We start from the raw sequence: 18,100 nt of genomic DNA, 5'->3' as shown, positions 1-18,100 counted from the left end.
GCGGCCGGACGACATCCGGCGATGGCTCGATGCCGACCACGTGCGACTGGGCGCCGGCTTCCCCCAGGCGGAGGAGCGATGGGAGCTGGTCGCGGCGGGGCTGGACTCGCGGGGTGTTCCGCCCCATCGCCATCCGGACGATCCGCGGGTGTTCGCGGGCCGGCAGCAGCTTCGCGAGCAGGTCGAACAGGTCCGCGCTGAGCAGGCCCGCGAGCTGAAGACCGGAGAGCGGGTCGTGCCCAGCGCGGCCAATGATCCGAGCACCCGCTTCACCGGTACCTTCGTCCGCCTCGCCCGCGACGCCGTCACGGGCGTCTGGCACGCCGAGTACCGGCTGCGCGTCACGGAGTCGTCGCACCACCCCGAGATGGTGGGGCAGGAGCGGCTGGTCCGGCTGGTCGAGGGGACCGGTCCGGTGTCCGGGCGGACCTGGGCGGTACGGCCGACATTCGGGCAGATCAAGGGCCTGCGGCGCGGGTACCAGGTACGGCTGGAGGAGATCGAGCCGAGCGGACCGGACATGTCCGGCGACCCGATCACGGCGAAGTTCCTGGGCTTCCGGCGGGATCCGACCGGGAAGCACTGGCATCCCGAGTACCTGATGCGGTTCGCGGAGCCGCCGACCCATCCGGGGCGGCTCACGCGCCGCCCGTGGCTGGTGCGGCTGCGCCCGGAGCAGGTCGAGCTCGGCCCCACGCACGAGCTGCCGGCGGGCTTCGAGACCTGGCTCGAGACCTACCACGGGAGCTTCGACCTCGTGTACCGGCTGGGCCGCAACATCACCGAGAACGATCTGGTCGAGGCGGCGGCGGACGCCGTCGAGACGATGCGGGACGTGCGCGCCCACCTGGTGATGTCGACCCCCTCGCCGTCGGCCGGCATCGTGGAGGGCAACGCGGGGGCGGGCGTGCGCGTGCTGCCCGCCCTGCCCGACGCCGCCGGCCTGCTCAACGTGCCCGACGCCGTGGTGCGCTCGGCGGTCAGCACGGCGGCGAGCACGCTCGGCCAGTCGCGCGACCAGACCGCCATGAACGACGACGTCGCCGTCGCGACCCTGCTGCGGACCGACTGGGATGAACGGATGCTGCGCCACCATCAGCGCAGTGTCGCGGAGGCTCAGGAGGCGCTGGACGGCACCGAGAAGGCGGTGAAGGACGCCACCGGCGAGGAGGTCGAGGCGCCCAAGCTGGTGGAGCCGCCGGAGGAGGAGGCGGCGAAGCCGGCCGATACCGACACGAAGGAGCTGAAGCGCGCCGCGGAGCCGCTGCGGGACGCCCTGGTGGGCCAGCGGCTGTTCGGCTCCCGCCCGATCGCCGTGGTCGGCGGTGCCCACGAGCACGGGGGCGAGAGGTTCGACGCCCAGTTCGACCTGCCGGGCTGGCACGGGCTCAACAGCGGCGACCACGCGCGGCAGGCGGTACGGATACACGTGCGGCTCGGCACCGGCATCGGCACCCGGCCTGAGGCGGTCGAGCGGCTCGCCGGCTCCGACCGCGAGCACATCCTGATCCGGGTCGACCTCGGCCAGCTCGGCGCGCCTGACCCGGACGACCCGGACAGCGCCGGTGAGGTGGACGACGCGGCCGCGGTCGACCCGGCCGAGCGCGGCCGGATCATCCGCCGCGCCATCGAGCGGGGCACGCAGGGGCTGCCGACCAAGCGGCCGGAGACGGCGGCCGGCCTGGCGGCCGAGCGGGACGATCCGGACCGGGTCACGCTGCCACCGAGCCAGCGGTACATGTTCCTCGACGAGCAGGCGCGCGAGCAGCTACGCCGCGAGCTGCGCGACGCCCTCGACGGCGAGGTCGTGGTTTTCCAGACCATGACCCACCGGCTGCGCCGGTCCGAGCGACGGTCGCTGCGGTCGAACCCGATCAGGTTCGTGCAGGGCGAGCACGAGTACGGGCACGAGAGGTTCGACGCGCGGTTCGAGGTGTCCGGGCGAGCCGGCCTGAACCGGTGGCGCGTGCAGGTGCACATCGTGTTCGTGCCGGACTTCAACGGGGACCCGAAGAAGATCTGGGAACGGGCACCGATGCCGGAGCCCGATCACATCCAGATCCGCATCGACCCGAACCGGCTGAATCGGCCGGGCCGGGCACGGCCGGTGCTGGAGGAGCCGCTGGCGCCGCGGGTACCGGAGCAGCCACGGCGGCCGCTGCGGCCCGAAGAGAGCGCCGGCGATGTGGCCATGAGGCGGTACCAGGAGGAGTTGGACGAGTATCCGGCGAGGGTGCGCCAGTACCGGAAGGACTTCGCGCGCCACTCCGCGCGGCGGGCGCGGTTCCGGAAGGCGCTGCAGCGGTACTACCGTGCCTTGCCGGAGCACCGGGAGCAGACCGCGAAGTACGAGCGTGACCTGGCCGAGTTCGCCGCGGAGAAGCGCCGGGACGGGAAGCTGCCGCCGGCCCGGCCGCCCCGGGACGCCGACGAGCTGACCCGCCGCCTGTACCAGGAGGAGCGGAACCAGTACGACAAGGAGCTCGCCGAGGAGTACGACAGCGCGGTCAAGACCTACCACGGGAACCTCCGCAGGTCCGTGCTGAGGACCATCGAGCCGACCTGGGTCGAGGCGCGGCGGACCACCCCGTGGGTGGACGAAGGCGTGGACGCCGCCCGGACCACCGGAAGCTCGAGCGCCCGGCCGATCGGCCGGGGAGCCGACAGCGCGGTCGGCCATCAGGGTGCGCCGGCGCCGGCACCGAACACCCCGCCACCGAACACCCTGGACAACGCGCTGGCGACCACCCGGAACAGCGCGGTCATCGCCCTGCCCAACTACGCCATGGAGTTGCTCGACCGGATACGGCGCGGCACGCACCAGTGGTACTCGCAACAGGTCCGCCAGGCGACGGTGGCCGGCCGGGTGGCCAACCAGAAGCACCGCGAGGACAAGGTACTGGGCCCCGCCGGCCTGCTGCCGCCGTCCCACCCGGCGGGCAAGGTGACGGCCTTCGTCCACGAGGCGGCGCAGGCGGTCGGCCAAGGGGCGGCCGCGGCTCCCGGCGAGCACCGCCGCCGGCCGGCCGACCCACCGGCCGACGAGCGGATGGACCTGCCGTCGGTACGGACCGCGCTCGCTCTCAAGATCCTGGAGAGCGCGAACGGCAAACGCGATGAGCCGATCACGCTGGACGCCTCCGACAGCTGGCGGGCCGTCACCGAGCTGAAGCCGTTGCGGGAGCGGACGCTCGCCGGCAAGCTGGAGTTCTTCGCCCCCGGCTTCGAGCCGGCGGACAGCACGGCGGAGCTGCGGACCTTCGACCGCCTGCCGGAGGCCGCGCGCGCGGCGCTGGTACGGGGCATCAACGGGATGCTGCGGCTGGCGGCGTTCGAGGCACAGCACACCGGCCGGCGGGTACGCGACCTGGGCGGTGCGGAGAAGTTCGCGGAGTTCACGAAGCAGACGACGGTCGAGCGGATCGCCGCGCTCGACGGGAAGCCCGACCCGGCCGGCTACCTGCCGTTCGACCTGCTCGACCTGGCCGGCAAGCGTAAAGCGCTGGCCGACCTGCGGCTCTTCGTGGAACTGCTCGCCTTCGAAGAGCTAGGCACCGCCGAGCAGTTGCTGGCGCTGGACGCGATAGCGCTGTCTCAGGAGGTGACCGCGTTCCGGCAGGACCAGTTCTCGGAGCGGGCCCGGCAGTTCGCGGCGATCCAACGGCTGCGGCGGGCGGTGGTCCTCGGCGGGGAGCACACCGGCGCGGTGGAGCCGGCGCTCGACATCCTCACGGACCTGCTGGCGCGGGCAGACTTCGAGCGGATGAGCCCGCGGCAGCGGCTGGTCACCGTCGACGGGCTCCTGGAGGCGCAGTGGCTGGCCGGCTTCGGACGGCCGGTGCTGCTGGAGCGGGTCCAGTTTCTGGGCGAACTGCGCCACTTCCTGTACCTGATGGAGCTGCAGGGCGTGGAGGGTGCCGACCGCCTGCCCTACCTTCACGACCCGAACAAGCTGTCCGAAGTGCCGGCGTTCCAGCACCTGACGGCGGTCGAGGCGGAGAGGCTGCTGACGGAGCTGGCGCGATTCGAGGGTCTGTTCGGCACCGTCCGGGAAAGGCTGCTGGAGCGCTTCGAGGACTGGGAGCAGGAGCACGCGGTCGTCACGGTGCCGACCCGGACGTTCACCATGCACAAGCAGCGGGTCCGGGTGGGCGTACTGGCCGACCACTCCGAGTCGCTGCGTGCCGGGACGGTCGTGCCGGTGGCGCCGAACGTGTTCCTGATCGTCTACGCCGGTCAGGCGACCCCCGCCGAGCTCGCCAAGGCCGGCTGGTACCGCGACGCGGAGCGGGCCCGGCGGGCGGGGGAGCCACCCGGTCCGGAGCAGGCACCGGCGGACACCGAGATCGACCGGATCGTCGCCGCCCAACTGGCCCGGATCAGCGACCAGGTCAAGCTGCAGTACGAGGCGTTCGGCCCGCGGCTGCTGGACGCCATGGCGAAGTACGGCGTACCGACCGCGTACGCCGGCGGGCGCGCCCTGGTGGAGACCGGCGATCCCGGCAAGGCGATCATGACCGTCATCGCCGCCGGGCTGACCCTGGCCCAGGCACAGGCCGGCCGGTTGCAGGAGAGGTGGCGGTCGGCCTACAAATCCGCTGCCGACCTGCGGGCCGAGACGCCCGACGAGAACCGGCGCGCCGACCTGGAGCGCGCGGTGGCCAGCGCCACGGCCGCCACCGACGCCCAGCACGACCTGCTCCTGCGCCGGCTGAACGAGATCCTGAGGGAACCGTCGGTGACGCCGGCGCAGCGCGCGTTCGCCCTGCGTTCGATCGACAAACTGTCCTATCCGGACCGGGAGATGGCCAAGTGGACGGACGACGCCGTCCTGCGCCGCTTGAAGATCGAGGGCTACGAGGTCACGAGGATCTCGACGGACGCCTACGCGTACCAGCCGACGGACGACGACGGCAAGCCGCGTCGGGGAGTCGATCCGGTGGTCGTGGTGGTGAACCACGACCGGATCGACGAGGTGCGGATCATCCGGCAGGAGAGTGGCGGCTACGGCGACCTGCACCTGTTCGTACCAGACCGCAGGACGATCGGCGACAGCGACCACGCGGCGACCCGCGAGAGCCTCATCGGGCAGATGCGCGACCGCCTGACAGAGGAACTGGAGCTGTACGCCGACCGCCCGGACGGCCGTGCGGCGCTGCTGACGTACCTGCGCCGCATCCTGATGACCGACGGCGTCGCCGGCGGTTCGATGGGCTTCTTCGCGGCGCAGCAGGCCAACGCGATGGCGCAGTACATCGCCGAGGCGGCCGGGGCGAAGATGGCCGCGACCGCCGCGGTGGGCCAGTTCGTGGACCAGACCAACGGCGTGCGCCTGCACATGCTGCGCCAGCTCCTCAACCGGTACGAGTGGCCCATCCTGCACAACCAGGTCGAGTTCGCCGACCGGATCACCCACCTGGCCGAGTACCACGAGGAGCTGAACCGGCTGCTGACGCTGGCGCGGCGGATCCGCGACGCTCAGGTCGTCGGCCCGCCGGCGGTGGCGCCGCTGGCCGTGCCGGCGGTTCCGGGTATCGCCCGAAGCCCCGGCGCGGTCGACCCGGACGCGCTGTTCGACGGTCTCGCCGAACGGGTCGCGGCCGTGGCGGAGGAGCTGCCGAACCTGTTCACGGCGGCCAGTCATGACGCCGTGACCTCGGATGTGACGCTCACGCTCGCGAACGGCGGCCGGGTGACCGTGGCGCTGAAGACCGCGGAACTGCCGGCGGGCGCGGCGGCGACCGTGGAGTTCGAGCCGGCGGAGCTGAACCGGCGGGACGGGAGCGCCACGACGTACCCGCCGGACCGGCACCGCGTCACCGTCGACGCCCGGACCGTCGCGCCGCGGGGTCTGGGCCTGCGCCGGATGATCGGCCAGGCTCTGGCGACCGTGTACGCGCACGAGGTCGGCGCCGACGTGGACCAGTCGCGCCGGGTCGCCGACCTGACCATCCTCGGCCAGGCGGCCAGGTCCGGCGTCGCCCTGGTGGCGGGGCAGCTCAGCGACGCCATCGACCACTACGGGTACCGGCACGGCCAGACCGGGGCGGACCGGCGCTGGCTGGTCGACGCGGGTCGCTTCCCGGCCGACCTGCGGGACATCATCGCCGGCGCCCGCCGCGACGCCATCCCGGCTGCGCCCGGAGCCGCCCGTCCCCGCCGCGCGCCCGCACCCCGCACCGTCGACCGGTACGGCAACCCGGTGCCGCGGCGGCGTTTCGTGCCGCGCCGCCCGGTCGACCCGCAGGCGGCCCGCGTACGGGCGGCCCGGCGCGCCGCGGCGATCGCCGCCACGCTGCCGGAGCTGTTCGAAGACGCCACTGTGGACGGTGACGCGCTCCGGCTGGTACTGGCCGGCGGGCGGGAGGTCACCGTCGCGTTCGACGCCGCGGAGCTGCCGGACGGCGAGACGGCGGTGATCCAGATCCGTCCGGACGACCTGAACCAGCCGGGTGGCCCGACCACCCATCGGATCACCGTGCCGGAGCGGCTCGGCTGGTGGCTGGACCGGCGCCGGGGACTCGCCCGCGCGCTCGCCGTCATCCACGCGCGCGAGACGGGCTCCCTGAGCCACCGGCACCGGCCGGTCGCCGAGCTGCGGGCGGTCCGGGACGCGGACCTGGCGGTGCTGGCCCGGTCGGTGGCGGCGTCCGGTACGACGATGCTGTCCCGCCGCCTCACCCTGACGCTGGAGGCGTACGGGTACGGCGCGGGGGGCGCTGGGGACGCGTCGTGGGCGGGCGCGCGCGACCGGTTCCCGGCGGATGTGCGGGCCGTGATCGACGCGACCCGGCAGGGTGCGGTGCACGCCCGCGAGATTCCCGACGGCCGGTTCGTTCAGGCGGGTCGGGACGAGCCGTTCGACGACGCCTTCATCGGCGAGCGGCTGCGGATGATCCCGGACGCCGTGTTCGGTGGCGCCGCGGTCGAGGTGGATGTCTCCGACGACGACCTGAGCTCCGCGGTGATCCGGCCGGACGGCAGCACGCTCCACTTCAGACACCGGGCGGCGTCGCCGGACGACCTGCCCGCGGATGTGGTGGCCACCATCCGCACGGGCAGTGGCACCGCCGCCGACCCGTACCTGCTGGAGGTGTCGGCGCTGGCGCCCGACGCGGCGGTGGACCGGGCCGCGCCGCACGAGATCGCGCACAAGGTGGCGCCGGACGTGTCCAGCGGCGCCGACCCGGAACGCTATCCGCACTCGGTCGAGCTGCGCGTGATCCAGCACCAGATCGACCAGGCGGTGATGGAGAACGAACCGTCCGAAGTAGACGCCCTGATCGTCGACGGGCGGGGGCTGCGCGCGGAGATGGGGCTGGTGCCCACCGAGGGCGACCCCGCCGAACCGGGCTGGCTGGCCGGCGACCTGCGCACGATCCTGCGCGGCCTCGACACGCCAGGGGAGCGGGCCGACCGGGACACGGCCGCCGCCCGGGACTTCGCCAGGCGGCTGGACGAGGCGCCGACACGGGACGGCCGTACCGTCGCGGACGAGCGCGCGGACGCCGACGCGGCCCGGCGGGAGGCGGCCCAGGCGGCCGATCGGGCGGCCGCGCTGCGGGTGGAGGCCGCCCAGGCCGAGACCGGCGTGGCCCGGCTCGCCGCCCTTGCCGAGCGCCTGCACCGCAAGGCTGACGCGCTGCACGGCGCCGACCCCAACCTGGCCGGCGCACGGGCGGCGGCGCAGCGGATGGCCCACGACGCCGGGCAGGAGGCCGCCCGGGCCGAGCGGCTGCTCGCGGAGGCGGGCACGGCTGACGCCGAACGGGACGCGGCACTGGACCGGCACGAGGAGATCCTGGAGTGGATCGACGTGGCGGTCGCCGGCCTGGCGGGCGACGAGCCGGAGGCCCGGGCGGCGCCGCTGCTGGCCCAGCGTGCCCTGGAGGACGTCTGGCCGAGGTACACCCGTCCCTCCATAGTCGAGGGTGAGCTGATCCGGGCGCTGAGCCCGGCACCCGACCCGGTGGACGCGCACGTGGCCTTCGCCGAAGGCTGGCTGCTGCGGCTGCCGCGGGTCGCGACGCCGTACGAGGAGGGCGGCCCGGCGGTCGACGAGACGGAGGCGATCGAGCGGATCAGTCACGGGCGCTACCAGACCCTGGTGGCCGGCGCGAGCCCGCTCGGCGCCACGGAACGGGTCCGCGCCGTACTGTCCGCAGTGGACACCGTCGCCAGCCTGGTGCGCGACGCTGGCCGGTTCGCGTACGCCTCCGTGGTGCTGGTCCGGCCGGATGGCACGTACACGCTGCTGACGATGGCCCACGACGAGACCGGCGTGCGGTACGTGCTGCCACCGCACGATCCGGCCGCCTCACCGGTGGAACTGCTCGGGTCGGGCTTCGCCGAGCGGGTGCACCACGTCGAGGCCCTGGTGGTCGACGGGCGGCGGGAGCCGGTACCGATCCCGGGCGCGCCGCGCGGCCTGCGCAACCGCCACACCGTGCCGGAGGCGTACGACGCCGCGCTGCCGGAGCTGGACCGGGTGGGCGCCCGGCTGCAGCGCGCGGTCGAGCGGCTCGCGGACACCTCGGCCGACGTCCGCCTGGCCGGGATGCGGGTCGAGGAAGCGGTCGCCGACCAGGACAAGCGGATGCTGGCCGAACGCGACCTGCGCCAGGTGATGGACGACCACCGGGTGGCCGAGAAGGACTTCGCCACGACCGCCGCCAGGGCCCGGATCGCGAGACACTTCGCCGGGCTCGCGGCGCACCACTACGACCTGTCCAGCCTCGACGCGGACCTCGCCACGCTGACCCCGGAGGAGGCCGCCGACGCCCTGCTCCGGGCGGCCGACCGGGAGCTCGCCGCGAGCCAGCTCGCCGACCGGTCCGACGAGCTGGCCCAGCAGTGGCAGGCGGACAGCGAGGCGTCCCGGGAGGCGCACCTGACCACCGGTGCGGCAGCGGCGCGCCAGCGCGCCGTCCGGCTCGCCGCCGAACCGGCGCGGCGGCGCCTCGAGGCGCAGCTGGCCGAGCGCTTCGCGGAGCGCCGCGCGCAGCTCGACGCCCTGGCCGACGAGGCCGCGACGCTGGTGCAGTCGGTGCCGTGGCTCGCCCACCCGGACATCGCGGGCGCGGGCGACGGGCATCTGCAGAACTGGCGGGCCGCCGCCCGGCGCGGCGCCGACCAGCGCGCCGAGGCGGAGCGGGCGTGGCGGGAGCGGCGGGACCTCGTCCGCGCCGCACAGGAGCGCGAGGCCGCCGGCGACGGGACCGGTGCGGCCGGCCCGCGGGCGGACGCGGCGCGGCTGGCGGAGCGGGCCCGGGCCGCCGAGCGGGCGGCGGCCGCCCACGAGGTCGAGGCGGCCGAGCACGAGCGGCGCCACCACGCGGCCCGCGCCGGCCGCGACCGCGCGGCCACGCGCGCCGACCTCACCGAGGATGTGGTACGCCGGTACGGGCGGCTGGTGACGACGTGGAACGACGCGATCGCGCGCCAGCGGGAGCTCGGTGACGCCCGCACCGCGATCGAGGACGCGCTCGCCGACATGGCCGCCGCCGACGCGGCGTTCGACGCCGTACTGGACGCCCGCCAGGTGCCGATGCTGCTGGCGTACCTGGCCGAGCTGCGGGTGACCTGGCACGAGGCCATGGCGCTGCACCTCGTCGAGATCGGTGCCGACCGGGCCGAGGTGGAAGACGCGACGCGGCTCCTCGTCGCGGCGCTGGCCCGCGGCCGGGCCATGGGCGACGCCATCGCCCGGCTGGACCGCATCCTCAAGACGGCCGGCCAGCTGACGTTCGTGCGGCGCGTGCAGTTCATGGAGACCAGGGCCGCCGAGATCCGGCTCTGGCTGGAGCTGACGAACATCCTGTCCGCCGCGGCCACGTCGCTCGCGGACGCGGACCGCGCACTGCGCGAGCTGGTCCAGTCGGGCCATCTCGGTGCGCCGGAGCCGCCGGTGTTCGCGAGGGAGAAGGAGCGGTTCGAGCAGCGCGGGCGGGACGAGGCGGTGGACGCCGTGCACCTGGTGGCCCGCTTCGGCGCCCTCCCGGTCGAGGTGTTCGGCGGGCGGGCGGCGGAGGTGGCCGTCGACGGCGACCGGATCGTGGTCGACACCGAACTGCACTTCGTCGTGCGCGCGGTGCCGCCGGAGGTACTCACCGCCCGGGGCGATCCCGAGCGCCCGCCGGTCGCCATGATCGAGACCGGCGCGGGTACCGGCGACGACCCGTTCGTGATCGAGGTGTCGAACCTCGCCTCGGACGCGGTGATCGACCGGGCGATACCGCACGAGATCGCGCACAAGCTGGCCGGGCCGGTGGCCCACGGCGCGGATCCGGAGCGGGTACCGCACGAGGTCGAGGCGCGGGTGATCGCGTACCGGATCGACAGCGCCGCGGAAAGCTCCAGTGTGGACGCCCTGATCGCCGACGGGCGGGCGCTGCGGGAGGAGATGGGCGCGGCACCCGGTGCGGCGGGCGACGCCGAGCCGGGTTGGGTGGCGACCGACCTGCGGTCGATCCTGCGCCGCTTCGACGACCCGGGGGAGCGGGCGGCCCGGGAGGCGGCGGCGGAACGGCGCGCCGCCGAGCGGCTGGACGCGGCGCCCGCCGGCGCGGGCCGGACCGTGGCGGACCAGCGGCGGATCGCCGACGAGGCGCGGCGGGACGCGGCGCGGTGGGCCGGGCGGGCCGCCGTACTGCGCGGCCAGGCGGTGCGGGCCGCCGGCCGCGCCACCGAGCTCGCCGGCCTGGCCGAGCACTTCCACCTGCTGGCCGACGCGACGCACGGCGCCGACCCGCGCCTGCCACAGATCCGGGCGGCGGCGCGGAACACGGCGCGGCGGGCCGAGGCGTACCGCGTCGAGGGTGCGGCGGCGCGGGACGCCGCGGAGGTCGCGGAGCGCCAGGTGGAGCAGCGGCTGGCCGACCACGACAACCTCCTGCGCCCGGTCGAGGCGGCCAGGGCGGTGCTCGCGGAACCGGCGCCGGACGGGCCGCCGCTGCTGGCGCGCCGGGCGGCGGAGCGGGCCTGGCAGCAGCGTCCGTCCACGGTGGACACCGAGGCGGTGGCCCTGCTGGGTCCGTTCGACGACGCACACGCCCTGTTCGCCGGCGGCTGGCTCCACGGCCGCCTGCCCGGCGCATCCCAGGACCAGCTCGCGGCGATCGAGGAGCTGACCGGTGCCCGGTACCAGACGCTGGTGGCCGGCGCGAGCCCGATGGATGACGCCCAGCGGGCCGCCGCTGTAGGGCCGGCGGTGGCGAGCGTGGTGCGAGCGGTCGACGAGGGCGGGTACGCCTCGCTCGTGTTCGACCTGGCGGGCGGCGAGCGCATGCTGGTGGCGGTGGTTCGGGACGCCACTGGGCCGCGGTTCGTCGACCCGCCGCGCGAGCCGGCCGGATCCCTGGAGGAACTGCTCGGGACGGGCTTCGCCGGCCTGGTGCGGCACGTCGAGGCGCTGGCGGTGCACGCGAGCGGCACGCCGGCCCCGGTTCCCGGCACGCCGGCCCCGGTTCCCGGCGCGCCGCGCGGGCTGCACAGCCGGCACCCGGTGCCCGAGGCGTACGACGCCGCCCTGCCGGAGCTGGACCGGGCCGCCGCGCGGGTCGAGCGGCTGGCCGCCGGGCTCGCGGACGAGGCCGACCTGCTGCGCCGGAGCCGCCTGGCCGCCGACGCCGAGCGCGCCGAGGAGCTCAGGCTGCTCGCGGTGGTGCGCGACGCCCGCACCACCCAGGTGGAGTCCCGGCTGGCCGAGGCCAAGGCGGCCACGAGCGCGGCCCGGGCCATGGCCGCCGCCGAGTTCGCCGCGCTGGAGGCGCATCACTACGACCTGCTCGCCGACCTCGGCGCGCCAGGCCTGACGGTCGACCAGCGGGCCGCCGCCGTGCTGAGCGCCCTCGCCGCGGCCGAGGTCGCCAGGGCCGGCGATGCCGAAACCGTGGAGTGGGAGCGGCGGGGAGCCGAGGCCGCGCGACACCAGATCGCCAAGGAGCAGGTGCTGGCCCGGCATCGCGCGGACCGCGCGGCGCTGGTCGGCCGGCGGCTGGATTCGGAGGCGGGCCTGAAGGCGCTGGCCGAGCGCCATCAGCTGCGCCTGGACGACCTGGCCGACGCGATCGGCGACCTGCTGGCGGTGTACCCCGGCGGCGCGGCGGAGACGGGTGGCGCGGCGGAGCGGGCCTGGCGCGACGGCGTCGACGAGCTGACCCGGCTCGACGAGCTCCGCGCGGAGCACGCCGCCACGGCGGAACGGGCGTGGCGGTACCGGCGGGACTCGATCCTGGCCGCGCAGGAGTACGAGGCGGCCGGCGACGACACCCGTGCCGCCGAACACCGCGGCGCCGCCGCTCAGATGCGGGACGCGGCGGTGACCGCCGAGCGCGCGGCCGCCGAGACCGGCGCCCGCCTCGCCGAGCACCGCCGCCGGCACGAGGTCGAGCTCGACCGGACGATGCGGGAACGCCGGTGGACCGGGATGGCAGGGGACACCGCCCGCAGGTACGGAGAGGTCGTCGCGGACCTGACCAAGGCCGGCCGGGAAGCGGCGGCGCTGCCCGACCGGCGGGTCACCACCGAGGTGCGGCTGAGCGCGGTCGGCTCCGCCGTCGACCGGCTCGAGGCACTGCTCGACCGCCTGCACCTGGAGAAGACCGCGGTCGAGGCGGCGCTGCGGCGCGCCGCGTGGCACCAGGCGCAGGCCGCTTACCTGCGCGAGGTGGGCGGCGAGCCGTGGGACGACGAGCGCCGGGCCGACGACCTCGTCGAGCAGGCCGCGCGCGCCCTGGACCGGGCGGGACAGCTGGGCCGGGAGACGGTCGAGGCTCAACTGGCCGAGACGGTCGCGCGCGGGGAGGTGGACGCGGCGCGGCAGGCCGAGGACGCGCTGGCGGCGGGGGCCGCCAACCGGGTGGCCACGGCGGCCCGGGTGCTCGCCGAGGCGGACCGCGGCCACCGCCTGCTCAACCAGGGCCTGATCAACCAGGGCCTGATCAATCAGGGCCTGCTCGATCAGGAGGAGCCGCCGCAGGTGCACGCCGGCGTGGTGGCCGGGTCGCGGATGGTGCAGGCCGAGCTGCCGCCGGACGATCCAGGCGTGTCCGACGAGGAGATCTTCGCCGGGATCGCCGGGCTGCCGGTCGGCGTCTTCGAAGGCGACGTGCTCACCGTGGAGCCGGTCGATGCCACGCTCGCCGCCGTGCGGGTACCCGGACAGCACGACCCCATCCACTTCCGGGCCGAGGCGGCCGACCTGCCGGGAGACCTGTTCGCCCGGACCGTGCTCCGGTCCGGCACCGCCGAGGACCCCCACGTGCTGAACGTGACCCGGAACGTCCCGGCCGCCGACCGGCCGGCGCTGCTGCCGAGGGCGGTCGCGCACGAGATCCGGCACGCCGTGCTGCACCTGGCCGGCGTGGAGGAGCGGCTGGCCGAAGCCGCGGCCCGGGGGACCGAGGCGCTGGTCATCGACGACCAGCTCGGTACCGCCGGCGCGGCGCACCGGGAAGCCCTGCTCACCGACCGCCAGGCCCTGGACGTCCATCTGGCGGGCGAGCCGCCACGCTCCACATCGGACCTGCGCGCGTGGCGGGAGGCACACCTGCGCCCGGGGATGAGCGCCCAGCTGCGGAAGTCGCTACGCATCGTCCCGCCATCGATCGAGGCCACCGCCGCGCTGGTGGCGACGCGGCGGACCACGCTCATCGAGGCCAGCAAGGCGATCGCCAAACACATACTCCCGCTGCTGTCCCCGCCCACCGGCAACCTCCTCAACAAGGCCGGGAAGAAGGTGAACGCCCTGGCGGAGCGGGCGGTGCGGAAGGCACCGGAGATGCCGCCGGAGATCTTCCAACGTGAGCTGAAGCGGATCGAGGAGGCGGCGGCGCTGCTGGGCAGCGCGGCCGAGGAGGTGGCGCTCGACCTGCACGCACCCAGGTCCGGCCCGGTGGCCACGGTCGCCGGCGGGCTGCGCCAGGTGCGCGACGATCTGCGCCGGAGCGCGTCGAGCGCCAGGTCGGCCGTCGAGACGCTGAAGGGCGCCGCCGAGGCGGTCAAGGCCGGCAAGCCCGACGCCGGCGCACACCGCGCACTGAACAGGGCACGCGGTCACCTGGTCGCGGCGACCGAGGCGCTGGACGGACTGGTCGCCAACCTGCCGGGGATCACCGAGAGCGTCACCGCCGCGGTCGGCGAGATCCCCGCGGCGGATCAGCCGCCGGCTCCCGCGCTCGAGCCGGTGGCGCCTCGCCCGGAGCCCGGCGCGTGGCGGTTCGCGGCCGGCCGGTCGCGGGTGGCGGTCGTGCGGGAGCTCCCGGACCGGTTGGACCGCGCGCTCCTGGAGCCGCTGGAGGGCCCGATCCGTAAGGTCGCGGCGGTACAGGAGGAGTTGCGGGCGCTCGATCTGCGACTGACCGCGCACCGCGACGAGGGCACGTGGCCGGATGTGGACGTCGCGGCCCTAGCCGAGGGCCGGCGCGACACCCTTGAGGGGGTGAGGGCCGCGCTCGCCCGGATCGTCGGCGACCCGCCGCCGCTACTGCCCGAGGTGCCCGACCCGGGCCAGCTGCACGGCGGTGCCGCGATCGCCGACGTCCTGACGATCGCGGCGGGGCTCACGGAAGGGTTGCGCACCGCGGTGGACGCGGCCCGGCAACTGACCGGCCTCGTCGGCGAGATGGACACCATGCTCGCCCGGGTACTGGCCAAGAAGTCCGACGGCGCGCTCGCCGAGGCCGTGGCCGGTGTGCGGCACGCCGCGGGGGCGGCGGCCCGGCTGGCCGACCACCTGAACGGCCGGCGCGAGCGGCTGATGGCGCTGGTCGAGTTGACGCAGCGGGCGGTCGAGCGGGTCGAGCCGGGCGCCCCGCCGCCGGTGCCGATCGCCGAGATGACCGCCGCCGACCTGGCGGAGTTCTTCGCGGTGGAGCCGGTACCGGCCGGCATGGTCGTCGCGCGGTCCCCGCGGGCGCGGGCGTTCGCCGAGATGTTCCCGGCCGGTGAGGGCGACTTCGCGGTGGTGGTCGACACGGTGACCGCCCCGGACGGGCAGATCCTCGGCTTCGCGCCGCCGGGCCGGCCGACCGTGACCGGCGAACTGATGGACGCCACCGAGCTGTGGGAGCTGACCCGCCGGGCGATCGAGCTGACCGGGCGCGTGGACGTGACGCGGGTCGTCCTGGTGGCCTCCGGGGCGGCCGCGCTGGCCGCGGAGTTCCACGAGCTGGCCGCTGCCGGCGGCATCGCGGCCACCCTGGCGCCCCACGGCACCGTCTGGCTCACCCCGGACGGCGTGCCCTTCGTGGCGGCCGCCGGCTGGGACGCGAACCGGAGCCTGCTGGTACCGGCCAGTGCCGACGCCGGCTGGCAGGTGTACACATCGGATGGTCCACAGGAGACCGTGATGGACGTGGGCGAACCCCCGGCGCGGCCGCCGGCGCCCGCGCACATCGTGTCCCTTGTGGATGGATTCGACTCCGGAATGTCCGCCGCGGACCTGGACCTGCCGTCCGGCACCACGGTCGTCGTCACGGGGTCGGGCGTCCCGCCGTCGCGACTGGTGTCCACTCTGGAGGAACGGATCGCCAGGGGCGAGCTGCCGGCCGGGAGCCGCCGCCACGCCCTGCTGCTGACCCGCCCCCACGGCGACGACTACGGCCGGGCGGTCGCCCGCGCGTGGGGCGGCCCGGTGCTCACCCCGACCCGGGAGTTGTGGCTGCGCCGCGATCCGGCCGGCCGGTGGCGGATCGACGGCGGCGGCGTCCGGTACGTGCCCGGGGAGGGCCTGCGCCCATCCGCCCGCGCCGAGCGTGCCAGGCGGGCCACGGTGCACGTGTACCACCCCGACGGCTCGATCCGCCGCCACGTCGACCTGGACGGGTACGACCGGAGGCAGCGACAGCGGCTGGCGGAGTCGGGCGCCCGTCCCGGCCCAACCATCTTCGGCGCACAGCGTGCTTCGCTGCCCGCTCGGGGCATCCAGTTCGCCGAGCGCCCGCCGAGCTGGACCCGGCCCGAGGCGGTGCCGGGATACGTCGACATCCACCTGAACGCCGACGGGGCGGAGGCGTTCTCGCCGGGGGACCTGCTGGCACCGCTCTCCCCGGAGGCGGCCGGCGAGGCGGTCCGCCTGTGGCGCGAGCACGGGCTGCTCGGGCCGGACGGGTGGCTGCGCGGCATCCGGCTCCCTGACCTGCGGCTGGCCGAGCACAGCCCGCTGGTGGCGCGGCTGGCGCGGGCGGCCGGCGTACACGTGCTCGTGCCGTGGGGCGGCGAACGCACCCCGGCCGGCACGGCCGCGGGTACTACGGCCGCGGGTACCTACGTGCGGTACGCGCCCGACGGCCAGATCGCGCCCTACTACGCCACAGCCCGACCGGCCCTGCTGATGCGGGTCGGCGACGGCTTCCTGGGCGCCGGCGGCATCGAGCCGGCCGCCGAGCCGCTCAACCCGCCCGGCGAGTACCCGATCCGCGAACCCGGGGACGGCGCCGTCGCGACCCGCAGCGGGCTGGCGGTGGGCGTACCGGCGGACGACGCGAACGAGATCGAGCCGGTACCGGACATGGTCGTGCTCGTGGTGGCGGAGGCGGAACGCGAGAAGCTGGCCGGCGTGCTGCGTCCGATCGCCGCGAAGCGGCCGATCCGGGTGCTGTTCGACCAGCCGACCACCCCGGAGTACGCGAGCCGGCTGGCCCGGGAGTCGGGCGCGACGGTGGTCGCCACGCGCGGGATCCCCGAGGACGACCGCCGCGACCTGGTCCGCGACGGGGTGCGGGAGACCCAGGACGGCGCGGTGCTCGCCCCCGAGGTGGGCAAGTTCCACGAGTACCGGCCGGACGGCACCGCGCTGCCGTACGTGCCCGAGACCTGGACGACCCAGCGGGTGTACGCCGGCGCACCCGACCTGGCGCGGGACGAGTTCGGCGCCGCCAGCGGTACACGGCCCGAGCCGCTCGTCCTGCTCGGCCCCACCGAGCCGCACCTGCCGCACCTGGAGATGGACCTGTCGGCCATCGCCCGGGACGTGACGGCCGAGCCGTCGCACCCGCCGGCCCGGACGCTGCAACCGTTGCCGGATGGCGCCTTCCCGCTGGTCGTCGAGGACGGCAAGCTGATGAAGGACCTCGGCAGGAGCCGGGTGCCGCTCGACGTGGAGAGCGCCGCCTTCTACCGGACCACGGACGGCGGGCTGGTACTGGGCGAGCCGCACGGTGAGGCGACCGCCGCCGGTGAACTGACCGCCACCCAGGGCGTGCTGCGCGGCGTGGTCGACGACGGGCGCGACCCGGGCCGCGCCGTCCGGACGGTACGGGAGATGGTCCGCCAGGGTCTGCGGCCGCACCCCGACGGCCTGCTGGTCTTCCGGTCCGGCGACCCCGACGGGCAGCTCATGGCCTACGGTGCCGCCGTCCGCCCGGCCACCGGCCGGCCCGCCCCGGCCGCCGGCGTGGTCGACGCCCTGGCCCGGAGCAAGGCGTTCCTGCTCGACTTCGACGGACCGATCACCGACCTGTTCGCGCCGCGCGCCGCGACGGACGGCCTGACCAGGATCCGCGCCGTGCTCGCCGACGCCGGCGTCGCGCTGCCCGAGCCGATCGCCGCCGAGACGAACATGGTGGCGGTCATCCGCTGGGCGTTCGGGCTCGGCCGACCCGACCTGACCCGCGCGCTGGAGGAGGCGCTCGGCGAGATGGACCGCACCGTCGTCGACGCCGCGACGCCCACGCCGTACGCGCTGCGGTTCCTGCTGGCGGCCAGAGCGGCCCGGCGGCCCGTGGCGGTGGTCAGCAACTCCTCGGAGCAGGCCATCACCAGGTTCCTGGAGGCGAACGGCTACGGCGACCTGGTCGCCGTGGTCATCGGGCGGGCGCTGGGCGAGCCGGATCGGTGGAAGCCGGCGCCGGATCCCGTCCTGCGCGCGGCCGCCGCGCTCGGCCTCGACCCGGGCGCGCTCGTGCTGATCGGCGACGAGCCGGCCGACGTCGCGGCGGCGAGGGCCGTCGGGGCGCGCATAATCGGGTACGCGGACAGGCCGTCGACGGTCGAGCGGTTCGCCGGGTCCGAAGTGGACGCGATGGCGGGAAGCATGCGGGAGCTCGCGGAGGCCCTGTGGGTGCTCCGGCGGGACGATGTGGACGATCGGGAAGGGTGA

General features: G+C 75.5%; 1 protein-coding gene (cut by a window edge). It reads left to right on the top strand.

Going from position 1 to position 18,100, the window contains the following annotated elements:
- Positions 1-18,100, top strand: partial view of an HAD family hydrolase gene (locus QMG73_RS24385; protein ID WP_281899366.1) — the 3' portion only. Its footprint begins 15,479 nt before the window's first position; the window shows 18,100 of its 33,579 coding nt (coding positions 15,480-33,579); its start codon lies beyond the left edge, outside the window; the stop codon is at positions 18,098-18,100.

Origin of the sequence: Phytohabitans aurantiacus (assembly GCF_027923225.1) — a bacterium.
Taxonomy (GTDB): Bacteria; Actinomycetota; Actinomycetes; order Mycobacteriales; family Micromonosporaceae; genus Phytohabitans; species Phytohabitans aurantiacus.
The sequence above is the reverse complement of the archived record's forward strand: the minus strand, read 5'-3'. Positions and strand labels throughout refer to the sequence as shown.